This is a genomic window from Streptomyces sp. KL116D (genome assembly GCF_030766975.1).
In the GTDB taxonomy this organism is placed as follows: Bacteria; Actinomycetota; Actinomycetes; order Streptomycetales; family Streptomycetaceae; genus Streptomyces; species Streptomyces longispororuber_A.
This window is the reverse complement of sequence record NZ_JASERH010000085.1, coordinates 1-22,563: the sequence shown is the minus strand read 5'-3', so window position 1 is coordinate 22,563 and position 22,563 is coordinate 1. Positions and strand designations below refer to the sequence as shown.

The following is a 22,563-nucleotide window of genomic DNA, read 5'->3' as shown; positions in this document are numbered from 1 at the left end:
GAACGGCATGCGCAGCGACAGGGCGATCCGCAGCCGGGCCCGGGTCGCGCCGCGCGGCTCTTCCGCGGCCTGCATCGGCGGGCGGCCGCGCGTCTTGCGCGGCTGCCGCTCGCTCGCGTCGAGCAGCAGCGCCGCGTCCTCGACGCTGTGGGGCGAGCGTGCCGTTCACCGTAGATCCCGTGGAACCGCCTCCGCCCACGGCCACGTCGCCGAGATCCGGCCCCGCTGCGGCTCGGATGCTCCACCAGATGCGTGTCGGTGCCGCCGGGATCCCGACGCGCGCCCGCCCCGTCCGGAGCCGAGCGCCGCCGGGACGAGCCTCCCGCCGCGACGGCCGCGGCCGAAACCACCGGCACGAGCCGCCCGGCGTGTGCGCGGGCGCCCACGGATTGCGGGTGTCACCGAACGCGGGACCTCGGTGAGGCGCGGGCCACTGCAGCTCGCACGTGTTCGTGTTCGCCGAGATCTTCGACCAGCTGGCTCCCGCGGCCTGCAGCGCTCTGCGCACCGCCTCCGCGTCCTCGCTCCGCACGGGGAACTCCCGGCGCAGCCGAACGCGGTCGGCTCCGGCCACGTCCGTGTCGTCCTGACCGCCACCGGCGCGCCGAGCAGCGGCAGCCGCTTCCCGGCCGCCAGCTCACGGTCCACCGCGTCCGCCTCGGCGAGCGCGCCTCGCCCCGCACCCGGCGGAACGCGTTCAGCACCGGCTGGGTCCGCTCGATCCGGTCGAGGGCCTGCTCGACCAGGGGCGCGACGACACCGTCCCTCGGCGAGGGCCCGCGCCGCGGCGCCGAGCTCCCGGCAGCTCTCTGGTGGCCATGGACACCTGCAATCCCCTGTGGTGAACGCATCGTTAGCCGCCGGCGTCACCGTGGCACGCCCGGGGCAGGGCGCCCTGACCGGTCTGGAAGGATGCCGTACGTCATGGTGCAGATACCGAAGCAGCAGCCCGCCAAGCCCCGGCCCGCCGAGCCCGCCCGGGGCGCCGTGCCGACCAGTGCCGACGTCGCGCGCCTCGCCGGGGTCTCGCGCGCCACCGTCAGCGTTACGTCCTGAACAACACCAGCGCCGTCCGCATCAGCGAACCCACCCGGCGCCGCGTCCACGACGCCGCTAAGAACTCGGCTACGTCCCGCACGCCGCCGCCCGCAGCCTGCGCGCCGGACACACCCGCATCGTCCTCATGCCGACCCCGAGGTCCCGGTCGGCCCGCTCTACAGCGGCTTCCTCAACGCGTTGCAATGGGCGCTCAGCCGCCTGGACTACACGGTCGTGCAGTACGGCAGCGTCGGCCTCGGCGGCGACGACGCGGCCCGCGCCTGGGCCGCAGCTGCGCCCCGTCGCCGTGCTCGCCCCGGTCGGCATGGGCCCCGCGACGGGATCGCGCTGCTCAAGCGGTCCGGCGCCCGGGCCGTCATCACCCTGGGACCCGCCCCGGTCGACGGCGCGCACGCGCTGCTCATGGACCACCGCGAGGTCGGCCGTGTCGCGGGGAGCACCTCGTGACCCGCGGCCACCGGCGCGTCGGGGTCGTCGTACCGCGCAGGCCGGGCCTCGGCGTGTTCGCCGAGCCCCGGCTCTGCGGGCGTGCGGAGAGGCGGCGCGGAGGTGGTGCCGCTGCCGCTCGCGTACGACGCAGGAGAGCGCGGCGCAGGTCGCCGCGCAGGTGAGGGAGTCGGGCCTGGGCGCCCGTGTTCGCCTACAACGACGAGTGCGCGATGCTGCTGATGCGCGCGCGCTCCAGGACGCCGGCGCCACCGTCCCCGGTGACGTCGCCGTGATCGGTGCCGACGACCGATGCTGGGCCGGCTGCTGCGCGCCCCGGCTCAGCACCGTCGGATCGACCTGCCGTCGGGCGAGGAGCTCGCCGAGCTGGTCGACCGGCTGGTCGGGACCCGGCCGCGGAGCCCGAGGTGCACGACGTGCTCGCGGCGACCGTGGTCGCCCGCGCCTCGACCTGACCGGACCCGCCCCGGGACACCGCAGGGCGGCCGCCGTCGGCGACCGCCCCCACCCATCCGCTGTCCCGGCAGGTCAGCCCTCGTCGGACGGCTGCTGCGCCTGCTGCTCGGCGATCGACTTGCGGACCTCGTCCATGTCCAGCTTGCGCGCCTGCCCGATCACGTCGTCCAGGGCCTCCTGCGGCAGCGCGCCCGGCTGGGCGAACACGGCCACCTGGTCACGGACGATCATCAGCGTCGGGATCGACTGGATGCCGAACGCGGCGGCCAGCTCGGCTGCGCCTCCGTGTCCACCTTGCCGAAGACCAGGTCGGGATTGGCCTCGGCGGACTTCTCGTAGACGGGGGCGAACTGCTTGCGGGGCCCGCACCAGGACGCCCAGAAATCGATCAGCACGAACTCGTTCTCCGTGACCGTCTGATCGAAGTTCTCCTTGGTCAGCTCCACGGTGGTGCTGCTCATGGTGCTTTCCCTCTTCCTGCTTCCTGGGTTCGGGGCGAAGCCGCAGGGGGCAATGCCGTTGTGCACAACGGTCCGCATGACGGACGTATTCCGCGCTCGTACCCATGTGGCCCGTACGCACACCTACCAGCAGACTGGGCCCCTATGACGGAAGCCAACGAGGTACGACGTAGTAGTGGTGGGGCGGGACCGGTCGGCGAGAACGTCGCCGACCGGGCACGGGCCGGTGGACTGAGCGCGGCGATCGTGGAGAAGCGAGCTCGTCGGCGGCGAGTGCTCGTACTGGGCGTGCATGCCCAGCAAGGCGCTGCTGCGCCCGGTGCTCGCCCGCGCCGACGCCCGCCGGCTGCCCGGCCTGCGCCAGGCCGTGCAGGGCCCCCTGGACACCCCCCGCCGTACTCTTGCCCATCGCGACGACTTCACCTCCCACTGGAAGGACGACGGCCAGGTCGGCTGGATCGAGTCCATCGGCGTCGACCTGTACCGCGGCCACGGCCGCCTCGCCGGGCCCCGCACGGTCACGGTGACCGCCGACGACGGCACGGTCACCACGCTCACCGCCCGGCACGCCGTCGCCGTCTGCACCGGCACCCGCGCCGCCCTGCCGCCGCTGCCCGGCCTCGCCGACGTCGCGCCGTGGACGAGCCGCGAGGCGACCAGCGCGGAGCAGGCCCCCGGCCGTCTGATCGTGGTCGGCGGCGGCGTCGTCGCCACCGAGATGGCCACGGCCTGGCAGGCACTCGGCTCGCAGGTCACGATGCTCGTACGCGGCGGCGGACTGCTGAACCGGATGGAGCCGTTCGCCGGGGAGCTGGTGACGGACGCGCTGCGCGAGGCGGGCGCCGACGTACGGACCGGGGTCTCGGTGACGGCCGTCGAGCGCAAGGGCGGCACGGTCACGGCCACGCTCGGTGACGGTTCGACGGTCGAGGCCGACGAGATCCTCTTCGCGACGGGCCGCGCACCGCGCACCGACGACATCGGCCTGGAGACGGTCGGCCTGGAACCGGGCCTCGTGGCTCCCGGTCGACGACTCCTGCGGGTCGAGGGCAGCGACTGGCTGTACGCGGTCGGTGACGCCAACCACCGGGCGCTCCTCACCCACCAGGGCAAGTACCAGGCCCGGATCGCGGGCGCCGCGATCACCGCCCGCGCGCAGGGCGTGCCCCTCCTGGAGACCGACCGCTGGGGGCGCGCACGCCGCCACCGCCGACCACGACGCCGTGCCCCAGGTCGTCTTCACCGACCCGGAGGCGGCGAGCGCGGGCCTGACCTCGCCGAGGCGGAGGCGGCCGGGCACCGCGTCCGCGCCGTCGACTACGACCTGGCGAACGTGGCGGGGGCGAGCCTCTACGCCGAGGGCTACACGGGCCGCGCCCGCATGGTCGTCGACCTCGACCGGAGGTCCTCCCCGGCGTCACCTTCGTCGGCCCCGGCGTCGGCGAACTGATCCACGCGGCGACGATCGCCATCGCCGGCGAGGTCCCCATCGGCCGGCTGTGGCACGCGGTCCCCGCCTACCCCACGGTGAGCGAGGTGTGGCTGCGTCTGCTGGAGACGTATCGCGGCTAGGGACCGCGTCGGACTCCCGTCGTCGCCCGCGTGGGCGGACGGGAGTCCGACGGCAGCCGTCAGTGCTGCTGCGGCTTCTGCGGCGTCGCCTCGCTCGGGCGCACGACGACGAACCCCTCGCCCTCCAGCATGAGTTGGACCGCCTCCCGAACCGCCGCGGATCATCGAGCCGATGGACCGCGATCGGGTGCAGCGACGTACGGAGGTCGGCGGTCCAGCCGACGATCGCGTCGGTGTCCACGTACACCGGCTGCTGCGCCGACACCGGCAGCACCAGCGGATTGCCCTCACACACGAGGCCGAGCTTCCCGCGCCCGCTGAAGACGCTGTTGAACAGGCCGCCGCCGCTCATCCCCGCGCCCTTCACCGTCTTGATGTCGTACGACAGCGTGGCGTCGAAGCAGAGGACGTTGCGGCCGTTGACCGTGAACAGGTCGCCGGGCTCGATGTCGACGACGAACACGTTCTGCGCCTCCTGCGCGAACCAGGCCTCGCCCTGCCCGCGCACCTTCATCAGCGGCAGTCCCTCCCCGGTGACGGCCCGCTTCAGCATCCCGCCGACACCCTGCCCCTTCCGTTCGAACTGCAGCGCTTCCCCGGTAGGCGATCATCGCCCCCTGGCGCGCCAGCATCTCGCCGTCGACCACGTACCGGATCGACTTGGCGTTCTGAACACTCATGCCCGGCGCGACCGCGGCCTGGACCATGTACTCACGCGCAAAAGATCACCCTTCATGCGGGCATCGTGGCCTGGAGGGATCCCTTCCGACAAGGCCGGGGACGGGGAGGCGGGACGGGTCCGCGGCCCACGGTTTCGAGAAGCGCAGCTCCTTCCCTGCCGCCCCGGAAGCCCGCCCAACGGCCGGGCGGGCACGTGATGGTGGGCGCGCGCCCGGAAACGGAACGGATTCACGGTGATTCCGCGTCAGACCGCGAGTGCCACGCGCGTCGGCCGGTAACAATGGCTACAGCGCCCTGCCGGAAATCGGGTTCGAACGTCGGCAGGGGGCGCTCGCGAGGCAGTGCGGCTCCCCTTCACACACTCCCTCGCACGCTCCATCCGGTGGCGCGGGGTCCGCGGAGTACCGACCCGGTCGCGCCACGGATGGAGGGCCGGAGCCGCGTAGTCGGCGATGCGGCTCCGGCTGTCCATACGTCACGTCGTTCGGCCCGGGGTCTCAGGGGGCACGGGGGAGGCGTCCTCCCCGATCCACACCGTAAGGCATATGCCGGAGTACCCTCAAGGTCGCCGACGCCGTCAACCCGGGGGCGACGGCCCGTCTCTGCAAGGCCTATGGAGAACCGCGGCTGCCAGGTGTTCCATAGGACGGGACGCCGGAGGCACATGCCCCGGGCAGTGCGAACGTCCCGAGAGCGACTGATGGTTGGGGGTGGAGGCGTGAACACGCCTCTTCTCCGATGTCCAGTTGGTCGATGCCGGAGAGACGGTGCTGCTGCGGATCTCGGGGAGCTGACCTGCTCACCGCTCCCCCAGCTCGACCGGGTGCTGGCGGCGCTCCACACCCGCAACTGCGAACTCGACCTCGCCGAGGTGCCGTTCACCGACTCGACCGAGTGAACCTGCTGGTGCGGCACCAGCGCCACGCGATGCGCGCGGGGGGCGCCCTCCGGCTCGTCGCGCCGTCACCCGGCCGGTGCGGCGCGTCCTGGAGATCACGGGGACGGCGGGTCCGCTGCTGGGCGGCGCGCGTAGGCGGGCGGCCGTATATCGCGTGCGGTGCCGGGCGTCGGGCGTGCAGACTCGGTCCATGGCGGACATGTGGGCGTTCCCGGGAAGCGGGTCGACCGGTGGGCGGCCGGCGGCCCCGGCGGGCCGGCGGGTGAGCTGGCCGGGCGGCTCGGTCTGCGGACGGCGGTGCTGCTGGAGGGGCCGAGCGACCTCGCGGCCGTCGAGACGCTGGCGCGCGCCGGGCCCGCGACCTGGCCGCCGAGGGGGTGGCCGTCGTGTCGATGGGCGGCGCCATGAGCGTCGCGCGGTACGCCTCGCTGCTCGGGCCGCCCCACTCTCGGACTGCGCCTCACGGGACTGTGCGACGAGCGGGAGCGGGGCTACTACGAGCGTGGCTGGGAGCGGGCCGGGGCGCAGGGCCGCGACTTCTTCGTGTGCGAGGCCGATCTGGAGGACGAGTTCATCCGCTGCGCTGGGCGCGGCACGCGTCGAGGAGATCGTCCGCGCCGAGGCCGACGACCTGCGGGCCTGGCAGACGTTCCTGCGGCAGCCCGCCCATCAGACCGGCCCCTGGAAGCCCGGCTCCGGCGTTTCCTCGGCACGAGGAAAGGCCGCAAGATCCGCTACACGGGACCCTCCTGGCGGAAGCCCTCGACCTCGACCGGGTCCCGGCCCCGCTGCGACGGCCTGCTCGCGGCGCTGTGACCCGTCGCTGGTCCGCGGCCGGCGGGGCCGGTGGGGCTGGACGGAAATCCGGTGCCCGATGTCAGTGACGGGGATAGGCTCTTCACATGATCCCCACCGAGCGTTCTGGTTCCGCGCGGTCCGCCGACGAGCTCAACGAGCAGATCCGCGGCCTTCTGGCGCGCAGCCGTGGGCAGTTGAGCGCGGAGCAGCGCCGGGAGTACGAGGTGCTCGTCGTCGAGTGGGCGGCCGCCGTCCGTGGCGAGATCGTGAAGGCCGCCTAGGGGGCGCGTCACGGGGTCCTGGTCGCCCGCGTGTCCGGTTGCGACCCGATTCGAACGTGTGTCTAGTTGGCGTCATGAGTCAGGTCGTGGGGCGCGTCGTGCGCGCGGATGCCGGTGAGACGGCGTCCGGCGGTCCGCCGCCCGCCGCACCGACACCCAGCCGGACACCTGCGTCGACTCCGACTCCGACTCCGACTCCGACGCCTGCGCCGACTCCGGCACCTGTGCCGAAGGCGACGCCGGCACCGGCTCCCCGCGCCCGCCCCTCACCCGCCCCGGCCGCTGCACCACCTGACGCTCACCGTGCGCGGCCTGGTGGTCCTGCACGGATGGTGGGACGACGCCGACGTGGCCGAGGCGAAGTGCGCCGGCCTCGTGCGCGAGCACCAGGACCACGGCGGCGTCGAGGTGCGGCTCACGGAACTGGACGACGACGAGCGGGAGTGGCCGCTGAGCGAGTGGGTCTCGCCCGGATCCGCGTAGAGCGGCCCGTCACCCGCCGGTGTACTGGTCCCCGGTGACCGTCACCTGTCGACCCGCCGAGGTGTCCGTCGACGCGTACTGCTGAGGCAGCTCCCCGACGTCGGATCGGTGACCGTGGGAAGCCCCGCCCGTGTACGTGACGCCGCCCTCGGTGCCGGTCGGCGTGCCGTACGTGACCGTGACCCGCTGCGCGCACCCGCCGTCAGATACGGCTCGACGAAAGCCCGCGTCCGACGCCTTGAAGCGGCCGAGAGGCGATAGGCAGCCGGAAGCTGCCGATGTGGGCGACGGTGGCGCCGGTCGAGCGGTTCACGACGTCGCCCGTCATCAGCTGCGTCGTCCCGTCGTCGCTCGCGCGCTGCAGCACGAGCGCGTACATCGTGCCCTCTTCGTGTAGTCGAAGCGGACCGCGCAGCTGACGCCCGCGCCGCCGTCCGCGCCGTAGGAGCAGTTGCTGTCGGTGGTCGTCGCGTTCGCGTTGAACGAGCTGAAGACCGCCTGGAGTTGCGGATGTCCCGCGGCGCTCGCCGGCTTGGGCTGGAAGCCCGCGTACGGGCAGGTGCCGCTCTCCAGGGTCGTGTAGTACGCGAAGTAGATGCCGGACGCGTCGGGTGCCGACTCGAACGACATCGGCAGGGTCACCTTCGTGACCGGGGTCAGCGCACCCGTCGACCAGCGGACGGTGGGGGTGGAGGCCCAGCTCTGGCCGGCGGCGCCCAGGGTGAGCAGCGCGGCGGCGCCGACGGTGACGAGCAGGCGGCGGGTTCGTGCGGCAGGGATTCTCATGGGCGGCAGGATGCTAAGCGGTTGCTATCAACTCGCAAGAGGGAAGGCCGAGTTACTGGTTTTTACTATGGCCGGAGCCGGTCTGCCCGACAGTAATCGCTAACTATCGCTCCGATCGCGGCGAGTTGTTCGCGAAGAACTCTTCGCGAACAACTCTTTCCGGAAGAAGTGTTCGCGTTCTAGGGTCGGGCGCATGACGCAACCTCGAACGGAACCTTCGGAGGGCAACTCCCGATCCGCTCGGGACGACATCGCCCTCGACACCGCCGCGCTGCGCGTCCTCGCCACATCCCGTCCGGCTCGCCACTCCTCAACCAGCTGCGGCGACAAGGGCCCGCGACCGCGCGGCAGTTGGCCCGGCAGTTCGACCTCGACTCCGGCGCCGCCAGCTTTATCACCTGCGCAAACTCGCGGAGGGCGGTCTCATCGAGGAGGGACACCGGGCGGGGCAACCGGCGCGACCGCTGGTGGCGGGCCCTGCACGCGGGCTCCCAGCACGATCCGGCCGAGAGCGGCGGGGCGGAGGGCGCGCCTACAGCCGGGCCGTGGCCCTCGCCGCCGCGGAGACCCTGCGTCGCGCGGCCACGCAGATCGTGCCCGTGATGGCGGACGAGTGGTTCGCGGAGTCGACGTTCAGCGACTTCACCGTCCACGTCACCCCGGACGAACTCGCGGTACTCAAAGGTGAGGTGCTGGCGGTCGTGGCCCGCCACCGGGAGCGTCCGCCGACCGACGGCTCCGCGCCGGTCGTCGTGCAGTTCCAGGCCTTCCCCGCGGAGGGGCCCGCCGCCCCAGGCCGGCCACGGCCCCGTGACCGCGCCGACGCACACCCGGCACGCCCCCGTCGCACCCGCCCACCGCGACCCGAACGTGCTGCGCTGGCTCGGCGCCTACACCACGTCCGTCACCGGTGACGTCATCTACTTCACCGCCCTGACCTGGGCCGTCGCCGAGGCGGCCGGCCCCGCGCAGGGCCGGGCTCGTGCTCGCCGCGGGCGCCGTGCCACGCGCCCTCCCTCATGCTCGGCGGCGGTGTGCTCGCCGACCGGTTCGGACCGCGCCGGGTCCTCATCGGCAGCGACCTCGTGCGCTGTCTGACCGTCCTCGCCGCCGCCCTCGCCACGTACACGCGCGGGCCCGAGACTCTGCGTCCTGTGCGTGCTCGCCGTCTGCTTCGGCGTCGCCGACGCGCTGTTCATGCCCGCTGTCGGGGCGCTGCCGCCGAGCCTGACCGCGCGCGAGGAACTCACCGCGTCCAGGCCTGCGGTCGCTCGCGGTACGGCTCGCCAACACGGTGGGGCCGCTCGCGGCCGCCGCGGCACTGACCGCGGGTGGGGCCGCGGGCGCGTTCGCCGGCGTCGGCGCCCTGTTCGCGGTGTCGCTCGTCCTGCTCGCCGTCCTGCGCACTCCCCGGGCCGCCCCGCGCCGGCAGCCACGCCCGTCATGACCCAACTGCGCGACGGACTGCGGTACTTGCGCGGGAGGCGGGCCCTGGTCCGGCTCGTCGTGGTCATCGGACTCGGTGAGATGTGCTTCAGCGGCCCCCGTCGGCACCGCCCTCGTCCTGCTCACCGGCGAGCGCGGCTGGAGCCCCGGCACCCTCTCGCTGCTGCTCGGCGCGTTCAGCGTCGCAGGCGCCCGCGGTCTGCATCGCGCTCAGCGCCGTGCCCCGGGTGCCCGCACCCGCGCCGTCCTCGCCGTGTGCCTGGCCCTGACCGCCGTGTTCGTCACCGTCCTGGGCCTGGCCCGGCCGGGACCGGGCGCGGCCGTGGCGCTGTGCGCGCTGCTGGGCGCGGCCGGCGGATCCCCGGCGGTCTCGGTCACGCGCTCCTCCAGGGACACCGACCCCGCCTACATCGGCCGGGTCACCTCGGTCACCTCCCTGTGCACGCTCGGCCTCAGCCTCCGCTCCTGTTCCCGCTCGCCGGCGTCGTCGCCGAGGTGTGGGGGCCGGCACGTGTTCCTGGCCGGGTGCGGCGGTGTGTGCCTGCTGGCCGCCGCGTTCGCGACGGTGAAGTGGCCGCGTACGGTGGTGGATTGACGCCACGGCGCTCTCGTGCCCACCCGCATCGGCCCACGCGTCGCGCCGGCCCTCGGGCCGCGAGGGCGGGATCGGGGGTGGCGCCTAAGCGCCACCGCGGCGAGAAGGCCGCTTGACGGCCTTCAGCACCACGAACTTCGTCGCTCGCGACGAGTTCACTGTTGCCGAACAGGCGGCGCAGCTTGACGTGGTAGCCGAGGTGCCGGCCCCCGACGACCCACAGCTCGCCGCCGGGTGCGAGAGCCGCATCGGGCCTGCGCGAACATCCGCGTCGCCGTCGCGTCCGTCGTCGCCTGGTGCGAGTGAACGGCGGGTTGTTCAGGACCAGGTCGACGCTGTCCGGTTCGGCCTCGGCCAGACCGTCGCCCACCTGGAACACGGCGCCGCCGGGCCGGTCGCCCGCGTTCGCCGCGTACGTCGCCCGCGCGGACGCCACCGCCTGGTGCGACTCGTCCGTGAAGAGGATCTCGGCGTCCGGGTGGGTGAGCGCGGCGCTCGTGCCCACGACGCCGTTTCCGCAGCCCAGGTCGACGATGCGGCGGGCACCGGAGCCGTCCGGCAGGTGCTGGAGGAAGAACCGGGTGCCGATGTCGAGGTGCTCCGCGCAGAACACCCCCGCGTGGTTGACGACCGTCCGGCCTGCCAGGACGCCGACGTCGTCGGGGAGCCGGTAGCTGTGCGGCCACGGGTTCGGGCCGGGGGAGCGGGCGAGCCAGGGTGCCAGGGGAGCCAGGGAATCAGCAGATGGGGGCCAGGTCGGGCGTGGTGAAGATCAGCCGCGACTTCTGCTCGGCGAGCGAGGTGCGGTGGGGCCGATGATCCGCTCGAACAGCTTCAGGGTGGAGGTGTGGATCTCCTTGACCATGCCCGTGCCGACGACCACCGTGCCCGCGCGTGCAGCGCGGGCCGCACCCGGTGCAGCTGGTCCTCCAGGAGGGCGAGGCTCTTCGGCACCCGCACGATCAGCACGTCGATCCGGTCCGGCGGCGCGTCCTGCGTGGTGAGCAGCCGCGCCCCTGTGTGCCCGGCCCGCTCCAGGTTCGCCGCCGTCGCCCGCTGCAGGTACGAGTCGGAGATCAGCACCGGCGCGCACCCGGGCGCGCCCGCGAGCGCGGTGGTGCCCAGGGCGCCCCAGCGGTCACCGACCACCACGACGGAGCCCGTCAGGTCGGTGCCGTCGGCGGCGAGCCGGCGCAGCAGATACGCGTCGGCCGCGTCCCAGGCGCGCAGCGCCGGTCACGGGGTCCACCGGGAAGCGGGTGAGGTCGAGGTCTCCCCAGGTCGCGCAGACGGGGGTGGGCTGATCGGTGTGGTTCATCGTCCGGCAGGCTAGCCGAGGGCCGGAACGCGACGGTGCGGCCGGGGCGTCGTGCCCCGGCCGCACCTGTCGGTCCGGCCCTCCGGCCGGTCCCCGGTCGTCTGACCGGTCACTCACTCCTGCGGGAAGTCCCCGGCGAGCGCCGCGGCCATCCGCAGGTGCGGCGCCGCCTCGGCGTCCCTGCCCTGCCGCTCCAGCGTGCGGCCGAGCATCAGACGCGCGTAGTGCTCGACCGGGTCGCGCTCCACGATCGTGCACACTCCGTCTCGGCGCGCCGCAGTTGGGCCGAGTGGTAGTAGGAGCGGGCCAGCAGCGAGACGCGGGCCCGTCTGCTCCGGGACCTCCTCGACCAGACCGTCCAGGATCCGCGCGGCCGTCGCGTACTCCTTCGCGTCGAAGAACATCCGCGCCCGCTCCCAGCGCTCCGCGGCCGTCCCCTGCGTGTAGTACTTCTGCCTCCACTGTTGCCTCCTTCGACGCGGTCAACCACAGGAGGCGTACGGCATATTCTCGGGCATCGCGGGGCCGGTACCGCCGCCCCCGGCCACCCGGACCCGTTGTCCTGAACACGCCCGCCCGGCCCCGGCCGCGCCCGGTCGAGCAGGGGCGCAGCCGCCGCACGGGGACCGATCCGGCCGTACTCGCCACGGGCGGGGCCGTCCGTCCGCCCCGCCCCGTATGTTGCTGTGCGTCACCAGCCTGACACACGCACCTTCGGTCCGTCCCACCCCTCCGCGTCCCGGGAGCCTCATGGACACCACCCCCGTCACCGGCCCCTCCTTCGCGTCGCAGATTCCTCCGACGGGCACCGCGACCGCGGCCGGCGTCGCCGCGGAGTCACCCTCGATCCGAGTGCCGTGGCGGCGCCCGCCACCCGGGCCACCGCGCTCTCCTTCACCGAGGCCACCAACGGGGCCGCCACCCTCGCGGCCGGCGACCGTTCGTCGCCGAGATCCAGAACGTGCTCTGGTCGATCCTCCGCAAGGGCGGCACCGCGACCCGGCTCACCACGCCACGGCTGGAACCCACCCGGCCGCAGTTCGCCCCCGACGGCAGATGCCGTGGTCGTCTGCGCCTACCAGGGCGGCGGCTTCACCTGTGGCTCCTGGACGCCGACGGCGGCACCCCGCGACAGCTCACCGAAGGCCCCTGGGACGACCGCGGCCCCGCTCTGGTCCCCGGACGGCACCCGCATCGCCTTCGCGTCGGAGCGCGGCGGCGACCCGGTGAGCGGCAGCCTCACCGCGTCTGGGTCCTCCACGTGCGGGACCGGACGCTGACACCGCTCACCGGTCTCGACGGGCAGGACGGGCCGGGACAGGACGGCGCCTGGGAGGACTTCGACCCGACGTGGTCGGCGGACGGCGAGGGTGCTGTTCGTCCGCGGCGTCGTCGGCGCGGCCGGGACCCCTCCAGACCTCGATCCTCGCCTCCGTCGCCGCCGACGCGCTACGCCCGGTCGCCGTCGAGCACACCGACACCTCCGGCGCGCAGATCATGACCCCGGCGGTCTCCCGGAGGGCCGCGTCGGCTATCTGCGGACCACCCCGGCGCCCGCGGCGGGCTGCACCCTCGTCGTCGACGGCACACCCGTCGACGTGCCGGGCGACCTGCCGCCAGTGCCGCCGCGCTGGACCGGCCCCGACACCCTGCTGCTCACGGTCGACGGCCGGTTCCGGCTCGTCCGACCCGCCGAGCCCCGCGGCGGCGAGGACATCCCGTTCACCGCACGGCTCGCCGTCGACCGGCCCCGCTACCGCACCAAGCGCTACGACTTCGAGGCCGGGGAGTGCGCCCTGTCCGTGCCCCGCACCTGCCCGCCCTGTCGCCCGACGGGACACAGGTCGCCTTCGCCGCCCTCAACTCCCTGTGGATCGGCGGGGTTTCGGGCGGCGGTGCGCCACGCAGGATCGTCCAGGCGCCGCCCACCCGCTACGTCCTCGCCCCGACCTGACCCCGGACGGCCGTGGCCTGCGTGGACGCGGGACGACCGCGCCGGACTGTTCTCCGTACGCCGCCACGACCTGGCCACCGGCAAGGAGACCGTGCTCGCCGAGGGCGGCCGGGTCTTCCCGCCCTGTCGCCCGACGGCGCCCGCCTCGCCTGCCTCGACATGACCGGCAACCTCGTCGTCCGCGACCCGCGGCCGGGACCGAGCAGACCTCGCCCCGCCGCTGGGCAGCGGCGGACTGCCCGGCAGACCCTGCTGGTCGCCCGACGGCCGGTACGTGGCGCTGTGCGACCGCGGCCGCCTCAACCAGCGGTTCCGCGAGGGCTACAACCTGATCCGCGTCGTCGACACCACCACCGGCGACGCGGCCGTGCACGCCGTCGCCCCGCACGTCTCGCTCGCCGACCGCTACGACTCAGGGCCCGCCTGGTCACCGGACGGCCGCCACATGGCCGTCGTCGTCGAGTCCGCGCTGTGGCTGCTGCCGGTCCGCCCCGACGGCAGTCCGGACGGCGCGCCCCGGCAGCTCACCGATGAGGCGGCCGACCACTCCGAGCTGGGCCGCCGACGGCCGCCGGCTGCTGTAGCCTGTCCGGCGGCCGGTTCCGGCTCGTCGACGTCGCGGCCGGCGCGGTCCGCACCGTCCGCATCCCGCTCGACCACCGCAGGCCGCGCCCCCGCCGACACGGTCGTGCACGCGGGCCGCCTCTGGGACGGCACCGGCGACACCGTCAGGGACGACGTCGACATCGTGGTCGAGGGCGGCCGGATCATCGACGTCACCCCGCACCGCGCCGTTCACCGCCGCGCCGTCCGCCGCGTCGACGCCTCGGACAGGACCGTCGTACCGGGCCCGTGGGACGCCCACACCCACCCCTGGCAGTCGACCTACGGCGGCCGGCAGACCGCGCTGCAACTCGCCTACGGCATCACGACCGCCGTCTCCTCGGCGGCTTCGCCTACGAACAGGCACGCATCCGGGAGGCCGTGAACGCGGGCGCGCTCGCGGGGCCCCCGGCTCCTCGCCACCGGCGAACTGCTCGACGGCGCCCGCGTCGCCTGCAGCATGGGCCGTGCCCACCGCACCCGAGCCGGCCTGCGCCGCTCCTCGACCGGGCAGCGGCCCTCGACTGGGACTTCGTCAAGACGTACGTGCGGGCGCCGGGCTGGGTGATGGAGGAAGCGGCCCGCTTCGCCCACGAACGGCTCGGCGTGCGCAGCGGCAGCCATCTGTGCACCCCGGGAGTCCAGCTCGGCCAGGACCTGACGACCCATCTGCAGGCCACCCAGCGCCTGGAGTCCGGGCACGCCACCACGGCAGGGGGCCGAGCCGGGCAGGACGTCGCGGAGATCTACACGCGCGCCGGGTTCCACCTCGTCGCGACGCCGTTCACGGCGCAGCCGCTGCTCGGCGCCGCCCCGGCCCTGGCCGAGGACCCGCGCGTCACCACCCTCATGCCGCCCTGGGACACCGCCGTGGTCGAGAAGGCGGCCGGCACCCCGCCCACGCCCGGCCAACTCGCCACCCTGGACCGGGAGACGGCGGTCTACCGGCGGATCCTGGCCGCCGGTGGCCTGGTCGCGCTCGGCACGGACCAGCCTCCCGTGCCCGTCGGCCTCCATCTGCACCTGGCCCTGCGCGCCCCTGCACCGGGCCGGCCTCTCCCGGCCCAGGCGCTGAGCACCGCGACGGTGCTGCCCGCCCGGGTCTTCGGCGCGGCCGCGGACCTCGGCACCGTGCGGGTGGGCCGCCTCGCCGACCTCACGTTCGTCGACGGCGACCCGTTCACCGACTTCGACGACCTGATCCGTACGACGTCGGTGCTGCGCGGCGGCGTCGAGGTCCGGCAGGCCGATCTGGTGGGCGCGTTCGAGACCGCGACCGTCCGCGCGGGCACGACGGACTGGCTGGAGGTGGGACGCCACATGCGGCGCGAGGGCTGCTGCGACCGCCACTGACCGCCCCGCGTGCACCACGGACCGGGCGCCCGCCCCCTGTTCCCGAAGTCGGTTCCACAAGGCGGGCCCCGCGCGGGAGAGTAGGGCCATGGACACCCCGGACAGATCCGTACACGCCGCCGCACCCGACGACGGCCCCGACGACGGACCCTGCGTACCGGCTCGTCGCGGGCGACCCGGCCTCGCCGGTGCTGCTGCACGTGCCGCACGGCTCGCGCACGATCCCGCCCCGGGTCCGCTCCGGCCTCCTGCTCGACGACGCCGCCCTGGCCCGCGAGGTGGACCTCATCACCGACGCGCACACCCAGGGAGATCGCCGCCTGCGCGGCCGGTGCGGCCCCGCTGCGGCCCTGGCAGTTCGTGAACGAACGGTCCCGGCTCGTCGTCGACCCCGAGCGGTTCCCGACGAGCGGGGAGGAGATGCGCGCGGTCGGCATGGGCGCCGTCTACACCCGCACCACCCACCGCGCGCCGCTGCGCCCCGATCCGCCCGCCGACGAACCCGAGCTGCTCGCCGCCTACTTCGCCCCGTACGCCGAGGCGATGACCCGGGCCGTCGACGACCGGCTCGCGGCGACCGGCCGCGCCGTGATCATCGACGTGCACTCCTACCCGAGCCGCGCCCTGCCCTACGAATCACTGCACGGGACCGGACCGAGGCCGTCCGTCTGCCTCGGCACCGATGCGTTCCACACCCCCGCCGAGCTCCTCGCCCGGGCCCGCGACGCGTTCGCCGCGCTCGGCGACATCGCCCTGGACACCCTGTTCGCCGGCACCTACGTCCCGCTGCGCCACTACGGCCGGGACCGCCGGGTCAGTGCCCTGATGCTGGAACTGCGCCGGGACGCTCTACCTCGACGAACCGGTCACGCCGCACGACGGCCTGACGAAGGCGGCCGACGCGCTCGCCCGGCTCGTCGCGGAGGTGGACCGTGGCTGAGCCGACGCCCGCCCCGCCCACGCGGCCGTTCCCGGTACGTCATCGCGTGCGCGGCCGGAATAGCCGACGGCGTCGGCAAACTGATCGACGACGCGCAGGGCAACGGCTGAGGTGGGCGTCATCGCGACGCCCACCGCGCTCGGCGGGATTCTTCGACCTGGCCGCGGTGGAGTCGCAGACGGGCCGGCCGGTGCGGTCCGCCTGGCGCACCCCGGCGGACCCGCGCCCGTTCCCCGCCCGCGGACGCGGTCGTCGTCGCCCCCGCGACCTTCAACACGATCAACAAGTGGGCTGCGGGGATCGCCGACACCCTCGCCGTCGCCACCCTCTGCGAGGCGTTCGGGGCGGGCGTCCCGGTCGTCGCGCCGCCCTGTGTCAACGACCAGCTGGCCACCCACCCCGCCTACCAGGACAGCATGCGCCGGCTGCGCGGCATGGGCGTGCGGCTGGGCGAGGGGCCCTTCCGCTGGGAGGCGGCGACGGAGCTGCTGGCCGAGATCGTCAGGCCCGGGGACGGTGACCAGGGCCTCGGGCGTCAGGTCCGCGAGCGCCGGCACCCGTCGACCGCCATGACCAGATCGGCCTCGGCGAGCAGCGAGCGCAGCACGTGGACCAGCCGTCCTCGCCGCCGACCGCGAGCCCGTACGCGTACGGCCGCCCCACGCCCACCGCGGTCGCGCCCAGGGCGAGGGCCTTGACGACGTCCGCGCCCGAGCGGACACCGGAGTCGAAGAGCACCGGCAGCCCGTCCGCCGCCTCGACGACGCCGGGCAGCGCGTCGAGCGCGGGCAGGCCGCCGTTCGCCTGCCGGCCGCCGTGGTTGGAGCAGTAGACGCCGTCCACGCCGCCGTCCCGGGCCCGCCGCACGTCCTCCGGGGTGGCAGATCCCTTGAGGATCAGCGGCAGATCGGTGAGGGACCGCAGCCACGGCAGGTCGTCCCAGGTGGTGCTGCCGAAGATCCCGGCCCAGGTGCCCACGACGTCCTGCGGATCACCGGACGGGGTCAGCTCCCTTGAAGCGCGGGTCCGACGTGTAGCTGGCGAGGCAGTGACCGCGCAGCTGCGGGAAGTTGGCCGTCGCCAGGTCCCGCGGGCGCCAGCCGGTCACCCAGGTGTCGAGGGTGACGACGATCCCCTTGAAGCCCGCCGCCTGGGCCCGCCGGACCAGGCTCTCGGCGAGCGCCCGGTCCGTCGGCGTGCACAGCTGGAAGAAGCCGGGGGTCTCGCCGAATCCGGCGGCCACGTCCTCCATCGGTCGACCGACAGGGTCGAGGCCACCATCGGCACGCCGGTGCGCGCCGCGGCCCGTGCCGTCGCCAGATCGCCGTGCCCGTCCGGCGCGCACAGCCCGATCACGCCGACCGGCGCCATGAACAGCGGCGCGGCGAGCCGCATCCCGAACAGGTCGACGGACAGGTCGCGTCGGGCCGCGCCGACCATCACTGCGCGGCATCAGGCCGTACCCGTTCGAAGGCCCGGACGTTGGCCCGCTGGGTGTGCTCGTCGCCCGCGCCGCCTGCCACGTACGACCACACCGACGGGGGCAGTGCGGCCCCGGCCCGTTCCTCCAGTTCGGCGAAGTCCACTCGGCATCGTGGGCACGACGCCGCGCAGCCCGTCGAGGTAGATCTCGAACTGGTAGTCACCGAACTGCGGGCTCATCGCACACCTCGTCGTCGAAGTCCTGGCAGCTTCCGGAGAAGCTCGGTCGGGGTTTCTGAAGCTGACACCGATCCGGAATCCGGGGCCGGTGAGCCCCAATGTGCCAGGTCACCGGCGCCGGGCCAGAGAGGTCGGCCCGGGCGCGGGGCGGCGGCGCGGGAGTCGTGCGCCGAGGGTCGTCAGTCGTCGACCGCGGCGGTGACCTTGCGCAGGTCGACGAACTTGAAGCTCGTGGCGGGGCGGTCCGGGTCGCCGGGGCGTCGTGACCGTCCTGGACGACGAGGAGGCCGTGCGGGTAGCGGCGGCCCAGCGGCTGAGTTCAGCGCGGCGGCGCCGTCGCACTCCTCCGAGCCGTCGAGCGTCGTCGAGGCGGGACCGACGCGGAAGCCGCCCTCGTACTCGTTGGCGTCGGACACCTCGCGGTCGTAGGCGGCGAAGGTGTCGTCGCCCTGGCTGGAGGCGAGCAGCAGACCGTCGCCGCCCTTCTCCTGGACGAGGGTCAGGCCCTCCACGTCGGCCGTGAGGTGCGTGCCGCCGAAGCCGGGGTCGGCACCTGGGGTGCACTCCTCGGTCGTCTCGTCGTAGCTGCCGGGGACGCCGAACTCGCGGACCCTTGTCGACCAGTCGGGGCGTCCCTGGTGAGGTCGGCCCGCAGCCGCCAGATGCCGATGTCCTCCTGGCCCGCGTACAGCGTGCCGTTCGCCGGGTCCACCACCATGCCCTCGACCTGCGGGAGTTCGCGCGGGCTCCCGCACGGCGACCATGAAGTGCCGTTCGGGAGACGGAAGTTCGCGGGCAGGGCGAGGGTGCGGACCTTCGTGTAGCCGATGGTGCCGCCCGCGCGGGGCCGTCAGCGCCCAGCAGGGCGAGGCGGGTGCGCCCCGCTGACTGACGAGCGCGTACGAACGGCCGGTCGCCGGGTCGGTCCAGGTGGCGAGGCCGTACGCGGTGCGCTGCTCGTTGATCTCGTCCTGGGAGGCGGAGAAGACCGGCGCCGCCTTCGGGTCGGTCGCGTCGGTGAGCGGGCCGCCGGGGTGGTCGCGGTCGATGCGGTAGACGCGCAGCCGGTCGCTGCCGCGGTCCGTGGTGACGGCCAGGTCGCCGAGACGGGCGCTGTGCACGAGGTCCACGTTGTTGAACCGGCCGGGCGCCGTCCGCGCCGGCCCCGCGGGCGCCGGGACGGACTGCACCTCGCGGGCGTCCAGGTCGTACACGCGGGAGCCCGCCCTGCTTGGCGGTGGCGACGACGAGGCTGCGGTCCGGGTCGGCCGCTGCGCCAGATCGCCGGGTCGTCGGCGCTCCGCGTCGCCGCCCGCAGCGTCGTCGTGCAGGGCCGTGGTCTCGGCGCGCGGCGTCACGACGGGCAGCGGCGCGGCGGCTCTGCACCGGCCCGGTCGCCGAGGCGGCGAGCGCGGCGACGGCCGTGGCGAGGACCAGCAGGGGGCGTCCGGGAGGTCCGGAGGGTGGCCACGTGAGGGCTCCTTCATGTCGGGGGCACGGCGTCAGCATCCTGTGATCTTGGCGTGAGGAGGGAGGGGGGCGGTGCGTGGCGCGGGGCGTACGGGAGTGAACTCGCGGTTCCTGGACGGCTGTTGACGCACTGCGCCCTGGCGACTCAGCGCCGGACTCGGGCGGCCCGCCGGCTGACGCCCCGCCGCGGACGGCCGTCGGGCGACGGAAGCGGCGCCTTCCGGTCCGCCCGCGCACGGACGCCGACGTGCGAGGCGTTCCGTGGCGACCGGATCGGGACTCTGCATCTGCAAACAAAATCGCTGACAATTTGTTCGGCCTAGATTTAAGCGTCGACAGGCACTCACTCAGGGAGGGCAGATGCCAGGAAGCCCGTCCAGGCTCTGAGAGCAGGCCGAAGCAGTACGCGCTGGAGCAGTTGCGACGGCGTATCCTGCGCGGCGAGAGATAGGCACCGGCCCAGCGGCTGGTGGAGCAACGAACCTCGGCCGAGCAGTACGACGTCACCCGCGCCAGTCATCAGGGCGGCACTGCTCGACCTCGCCGCCGAGGGACTGGTCGAGCGGATCCGCAATCCGCGGGATCGCGAGTGCGCGGTGGTCACGGTCGAGGAGGCCGTGGAGATCACGGAGTGCCGGATGGTGCTCGAGGGCTGTGCGCGGCCAAGGCCGCGGTGGACGCCACCGACGCACAGCTCGACGAGCTGACCGAGCTGGGCAGAGCCATGTCCAAGGCGGTCGCGGACGGCGATCCGATCACCTACCCGAGCTCAACCACGATCTGCACGCCCGGATCCGGGACGTCTCCGGCCAGCAGCACGGCCGTCGGTCTCCTGGAGCGGCTCAACGCCCAACTGCGCGCCATCGCTTCCAGTTGGCGCTGCGCCCGGGCCGGCCGCAGCAGTCCTCTGGGTGAGCACCTGGCGGTGATCGAGGCGATCCGCGCCAGGGACCCGCAGGCGTCGAGACGGCCGCCCGCGCCCACCTCAGCAGCGCGATCGACGCCTTGCGCGCCGGCTGACGCGGCCCGGGCGGGCGCACCCCTGTCGGCAAGGGAGATGCAGCATGACCCACGGCAACGCGCCCGCCGCCTCGCCACGATCCACCCTCGTCGTCACCGCGCACGCGGGGGACTTCGTGTGGCGGGCGGGCGGCGCCATCGCCCTGGCTGCCGCGCGCGGCGAGAAGGTCACCGTCAGCGCGCCTGACCTTCGGCGAGCGCGGCGAGTCCGCGAAGGCCTGGCGCGAGGGGAAGAAGCTCGACGAGATCAAGGCGCTGCGCCGCGACGAGGCGGGAGCGAGCGCCGCCGCTGCCCTCGGCGCCGGGGTCCGCTTCTTCGACGCCGGTGACTACCCGCTGGCGCCACGAGCGGAGCTGGACCGACCGGCTCGTCACCGTGTACCGGGCAGCATTCGCAGCCCGACGTCGTCGCTGCACCCACGTCGTGACGCGTACAACGGCGCACCTCACCCGGCCGCGCTGAACGGCATGGTGCGCTGGAGGCCCGCGTCCCCGCGCAGGGCCATCGGCTACCTCCCGGCGACGGCGAGATCATCGGCGCCCCGCCCGTCTTCTTCTACTTCGAGCCCCCACCTCAGCCCGGAGAGATGAGCGGCTTTGCCCGATGAGCGCTGCTCGACATCACCGAGGTCTGGGACACCAAGCGCGAGCGGCGATGGAGCGGCTCGAGGCGTGGCGCGCCCTGTGGACCACACCGACCTGCCAGTCCGCCGCGCGTCCAGCTCAAGGAACGCCGGGACCGAACCTGGGGCTTCCGCCCACACGACCATGGCCGAGGCGTACATGCGCCTGTACCCGCAGACGCGAAGGAGCCCGCCTGGATGCCCGGAGTGACCGTCACCGACCTCCGCCCCGCGGGGACGCCATGACGCCGAGACCGCTGGATTCGGCGTCGCCACCGTCCACGAGGCGATGGGCCGCACCGGCCTACCGGCCACCACCTGCGGCCCAACCACAGCAGGACTGCCGGGTCGCGGGCACCGCCGTCGTCCTGTCCAGCCTGGCGACAACCTCATGATCCACGCGGGCGGTCGAGCAGTGCGGCCCGGGCGACGTCCTGGTCGACCACCACGTCGCCGTCGACGGACGGCATGTTCGGCGAGCTCTTCGCCACGGCGCTGCAGCGGTGCGGGCGTACGCGGCGTCGTCACGAACGCGGGCATCCGCGACACCGCCGAACTGCGGGCGATGGGCTTTCCGCCTGGTCCGCCGCCGTGTCCGCGCAGGGGCCCGTGAAGCGGCGACTGGCGCAGCGTCAACGTCCCCGTTGTCGTCATCGGCAACAGGTGATCCGGTCTGAGACGAAACAAACAGTTTAATCTATCGACGAGAACAATACTCAGAATGTGGCAGAGATTTGTATGAGTAGAATACCTCTTATATCTTGTGTGACAAGAGTCACGTGTATTCGGTATGAAGTTCAACTGGTCATAGACCTTGCGATGGATAGGTGTTGACATGTCTGAAGGCTACTTGATGATTGAGCATAACACGAGGATCAGACATCAAGAGGCGCCGCATGCCGATGCGCGGCGGCACCTCCAAGGGCGCCTACTCCGGCCGACGACCCCCTGCCGAACCGGGCCGTCCAGACGTCTGCTGTTGCATCATGGCAGCTCCCGACCCGCGCCGCAGATCGATCAGCCCGGCGGCGGCCACCCCTGACGAGCAAGGTCGCCGTGGTCGCTGTCGGCCGACCCCGAGGCCGACGTCGACTACCTCTTCCTCCAAGTGGGCGTCGACACGCCGGAGGTGTCGGACCGTCAGAACTGCGGCAACCTGCTCGCCGGTCGGACCCTCGCGGTCGAGCGCGGCTGGTCGAGCCGGGCGACCGACACCTCCGTCCGGATCCGCATGGTCAACACGGGAGACTCGCGAGGGCGACGTTCTACGCCGGGCGGCCGCGTCGACCCTACCGTATGACGCGGAGATCTTCCGGCGCAACGGGCGCGCGGCCGCGGTCGTGATCGAATTCCCGCCGGGGCGGGCCCGGTTGCTGCCCACCGGACGCGCCTTCAGACACCGTCGCGGGCACCGAGGTGCACCTGGTACGACAACGGATGCCGACCGTGCTGATCCCCGCCGAACCCTCGCTCACCGGCTACGAGGACCCGGCGGACCTGAGGCGGACCGATTCCTCGCCGCCCGCCTCCACGAGAGATCCGGCTCGCCGTGCAGGGGAGCGACGGGGCTCCCTGAAGCGGCGCACGAAAATCTTGTGCCGTTTCACGATAAATGCGAAACGGTTAAACACCAACCCATACCGGAACGAAGCAATAC

The 22,563-nt window shown here is 73.6% G+C and carries 13 protein-coding genes and 13 pseudogenes; 17 read left to right on the top strand and 9 right to left on the bottom strand.

The features are described 5' to 3' along the window. Positions 1 to 912: 912 nt before the first annotated feature. Positions 913 to 1,961 (top strand): annotated as a pseudogene (locus RBJ77_RS34805) (LacI family DNA-binding transcriptional regulator). Positions 1,962 to 2,034: 73 nt separating this feature from the next. Here the strand turns inward: RBJ77_RS34805 and RBJ77_RS34800 are convergent. Next, positions 2,035 to 2,423 (bottom strand): annotated as a pseudogene (locus tag RBJ77_RS34800) (thioredoxin family protein). Between the two features lie 292 nt (positions 2,424 to 2,715). On the opposite strand from RBJ77_RS34800, the gene RBJ77_RS34795 reads away from it, so the two are divergent. After that, the gene (locus RBJ77_RS34795) at positions 2,716 to 3,873 is read left to right on the top strand and encodes an FAD-dependent oxidoreductase (RefSeq protein WP_372348650.1); all 1,158 of its coding nucleotides are present in this window, start codon (positions 2,716 to 2,718) and stop codon (positions 3,871 to 3,873) included. Continuing rightward, a complete protein-coding gene (locus RBJ77_RS34790; protein ID WP_372348655.1) occupies positions 3,870 to 3,995 on the top strand; it encodes a hypothetical protein in 126 nt (41 codons plus the stop codon). The genes RBJ77_RS34795 and RBJ77_RS34790 overlap by 4 nt, the downstream gene beginning before the upstream one ends. Positions 3,996 to 4,054: 59 nt before the next feature. Here the strand turns inward: RBJ77_RS34790 and RBJ77_RS34785 are convergent. Further along, positions 4,055 to 4,731, bottom strand: a pseudogene (locus RBJ77_RS34785) (AIM24 family protein). Positions 4,732 to 5,394: 663 nt separating this feature from the next. Between RBJ77_RS34785 and RBJ77_RS34780 the strand changes: the two are divergent. The 4 genes and pseudogenes from RBJ77_RS34780 (at position 5,395) to RBJ77_RS34765 (ending at position 7,136) form a co-directional block, all read left to right on the top strand. Next, the gene (locus tag RBJ77_RS34780) at positions 5,395 to 5,574 is read left to right on the top strand and encodes a hypothetical protein (protein ID WP_372348649.1); all 180 of its coding nucleotides are present in this window, start codon (positions 5,395 to 5,397) and stop codon (positions 5,572 to 5,574) included. Positions 5,575 to 5,764: 190 nt separating this feature from the next. Beyond that, positions 5,765 to 6,390, top strand: a pseudogene (locus RBJ77_RS34775) (TOPRIM nucleotidyl transferase/hydrolase domain-containing protein). Positions 6,391 to 6,476: 86 nt separating this feature from the next. Continuing rightward, a complete protein-coding gene (locus RBJ77_RS34770; RefSeq protein ID WP_255976577.1) occupies positions 6,477 to 6,653 on the top strand; it encodes a hypothetical protein in 177 nt (58 codons plus the stop codon). Between the two features lie 303 nt (positions 6,654 to 6,956). Next, positions 6,957 to 7,136, top strand: a complete 180-nt coding sequence (locus tag RBJ77_RS34765) for a hypothetical protein (protein WP_372348648.1) — start codon at positions 6,957 to 6,959, stop codon at positions 7,134 to 7,136. Between the two features lie 202 nt (positions 7,137 to 7,338). On the opposite strand, the gene RBJ77_RS34760 is transcribed toward RBJ77_RS34765, so the two are convergent. Both RBJ77_RS34760 and RBJ77_RS34755 read right to left on the bottom strand, forming a co-directional pair. Further along, positions 7,339 to 7,464 (bottom strand): hypothetical protein, encoded by a 126-nt coding sequence (locus RBJ77_RS34760; protein ID WP_372348647.1) that lies wholly within the window; start codon positions 7,462 to 7,464, stop codon positions 7,339 to 7,341. Beyond that, the gene (locus RBJ77_RS34755; RefSeq protein ID WP_372348646.1) at positions 7,464 to 7,922 is read right to left on the bottom strand and encodes a hypothetical protein; all 459 of its coding nucleotides are present in this window, start codon (positions 7,920 to 7,922) and stop codon (positions 7,464 to 7,466) included. Before RBJ77_RS34755 ends, RBJ77_RS34760 begins: the two co-directional genes overlap by 1 nt. Before the next feature lie 810 nt (positions 7,923 to 8,732). Between RBJ77_RS34755 and RBJ77_RS34750 the strand changes: the two genes are divergently transcribed. From RBJ77_RS34750 to RBJ77_RS34740, 3 genes are all read left to right on the top strand, one after another. Next, positions 8,733 to 9,020 (top strand): hypothetical protein, encoded by a 288-nt coding sequence (locus RBJ77_RS34750; protein ID WP_372348645.1) that lies wholly within the window; start codon positions 8,733 to 8,735, stop codon positions 9,018 to 9,020. Between the two features lie 196 nt (positions 9,021 to 9,216). Further along, positions 9,217 to 9,369, top strand: coding sequence for a hypothetical protein (locus tag RBJ77_RS34745; protein ID WP_372348644.1), 153 nt, complete (start codon positions 9,217 to 9,219; stop codon positions 9,367 to 9,369). 75 nt (positions 9,370 to 9,444) lie between these two features. Next, positions 9,445 to 9,963: an MFS transporter gene (locus tag RBJ77_RS34740; RefSeq protein ID WP_372348643.1), complete on the top strand. Its 519-nt coding sequence runs from the start codon at positions 9,445 to 9,447 to the stop codon at positions 9,961 to 9,963. Between the two features lie 199 nt (positions 9,964 to 10,162). Here RBJ77_RS34740 and RBJ77_RS34735 read toward each other — a convergent pair. From RBJ77_RS34735 to RBJ77_RS34725, 3 genes and pseudogenes are all read right to left on the bottom strand, one after another. Beyond that, positions 10,163 to 10,576, bottom strand: a pseudogene (locus RBJ77_RS34735) (class I SAM-dependent methyltransferase); the annotation flags it as partial. A 221-nt stretch (positions 10,577 to 10,797) separates the two neighbouring features. Then, positions 10,798 to 11,115: a hypothetical protein gene (locus RBJ77_RS34730; RefSeq protein ID WP_372348642.1), complete on the bottom strand. Its 318-nt coding sequence runs from the start codon at positions 11,113 to 11,115 to the stop codon at positions 10,798 to 10,800. 279 nt (positions 11,116 to 11,394) lie between these two features. Then, positions 11,395 to 11,685: pseudogene (locus RBJ77_RS34725) on the bottom strand (tetratricopeptide repeat protein). 377 nt (positions 11,686 to 12,062) lie between these two features. Between RBJ77_RS34725 and RBJ77_RS34720 the strand changes: the two are divergent. The 3 pseudogenes from RBJ77_RS34720 to RBJ77_RS34710 form a co-directional block, all read left to right on the top strand. Further along, a pseudogene (locus RBJ77_RS34720) lies at positions 12,063 to 15,191 on the top strand (amidohydrolase family protein); the annotation flags it as partial. A 188-nt stretch (positions 15,192 to 15,379) separates the two neighbouring features. Continuing rightward, positions 15,380 to 16,131 (top strand): annotated as a pseudogene (locus RBJ77_RS34715) (N-formylglutamate amidohydrolase). Further along, positions 16,128 to 16,622: pseudogene (locus RBJ77_RS34710) on the top strand (flavoprotein); the annotation flags it as partial. The pseudogenes RBJ77_RS34715 and RBJ77_RS34710, both read left to right, overlap by 4 nt. 27 nt (positions 16,623 to 16,649) lie before the next feature. On the opposite strand, the pseudogene RBJ77_RS34705 reads toward RBJ77_RS34710, so the two are convergent. Both RBJ77_RS34705 and RBJ77_RS34700 read right to left on the bottom strand, forming a co-directional pair. Next, a pseudogene (locus RBJ77_RS34705) lies at positions 16,650 to 17,793 on the bottom strand (alpha-hydroxy-acid oxidizing protein); the annotation flags it as partial. 179 nt (positions 17,794 to 17,972) lie between these two features. Further along, complete coding sequence (locus RBJ77_RS34700) at positions 17,973 to 19,151, bottom strand: phytase (RefSeq protein WP_372348641.1); 1,179 nt, start codon at positions 19,149 to 19,151, stop codon at positions 17,973 to 17,975. A gap of 581 nt (positions 19,152 to 19,732) precedes the next feature. Between RBJ77_RS34700 and RBJ77_RS34695 the strand changes: the two are divergent. From RBJ77_RS34695 to RBJ77_RS34680, 4 genes and pseudogenes are all read left to right on the top strand, one after another. Further along, positions 19,733 to 20,283 (top strand): annotated as a pseudogene (locus RBJ77_RS34695) (GntR family transcriptional regulator). Between the two features lie 44 nt (positions 20,284 to 20,327). Continuing rightward, positions 20,328 to 21,117: pseudogene (locus RBJ77_RS34690) on the top strand (PIG-L family deacetylase). After that, positions 21,105 to 21,564 (top strand): annotated as a pseudogene (locus RBJ77_RS34685) (4-carboxy-4-hydroxy-2-oxoadipate aldolase/oxaloacetate decarboxylase); the annotation flags it as partial. The pseudogenes RBJ77_RS34690 and RBJ77_RS34685, both read left to right, overlap by 13 nt. A gap of 450 nt (positions 21,565 to 22,014) precedes the next feature. Then, a complete protein-coding gene (locus RBJ77_RS34680) occupies positions 22,015 to 22,206 on the top strand; it encodes a hypothetical protein (RefSeq protein WP_372348640.1) in 192 nt (63 codons plus the stop codon). Positions 22,207 to 22,563: the final 357 nt, after the last annotated feature.

Coding starts and splice junctions, on each gene's coding strand:
- RBJ77_RS34795 (WP_372348650.1), top strand. CDS start 2,716: ATGCCCAGCAAGGCGCTGCTGCGCCCGGTGCTCGCCCGCGCCGACGCC.
- RBJ77_RS34770 (WP_255976577.1), top strand. CDS start 6,477: ATGATCCCCACCGAGCGTTCTGGTTCCGCGCGGTCCGCCGACGAGCTC.
- RBJ77_RS34760 (WP_372348647.1), bottom strand. CDS start 7,464: ATGACGGGCGACGTCGTGAACCGCTCGACCGGCGCCACCGTCGCCCAC.
- RBJ77_RS34755 (WP_372348646.1), bottom strand. CDS start 7,922: ATGAGAATCCCTGCCGCACGAACCCGCCGCCTGCTCGTCACCGTCGGC.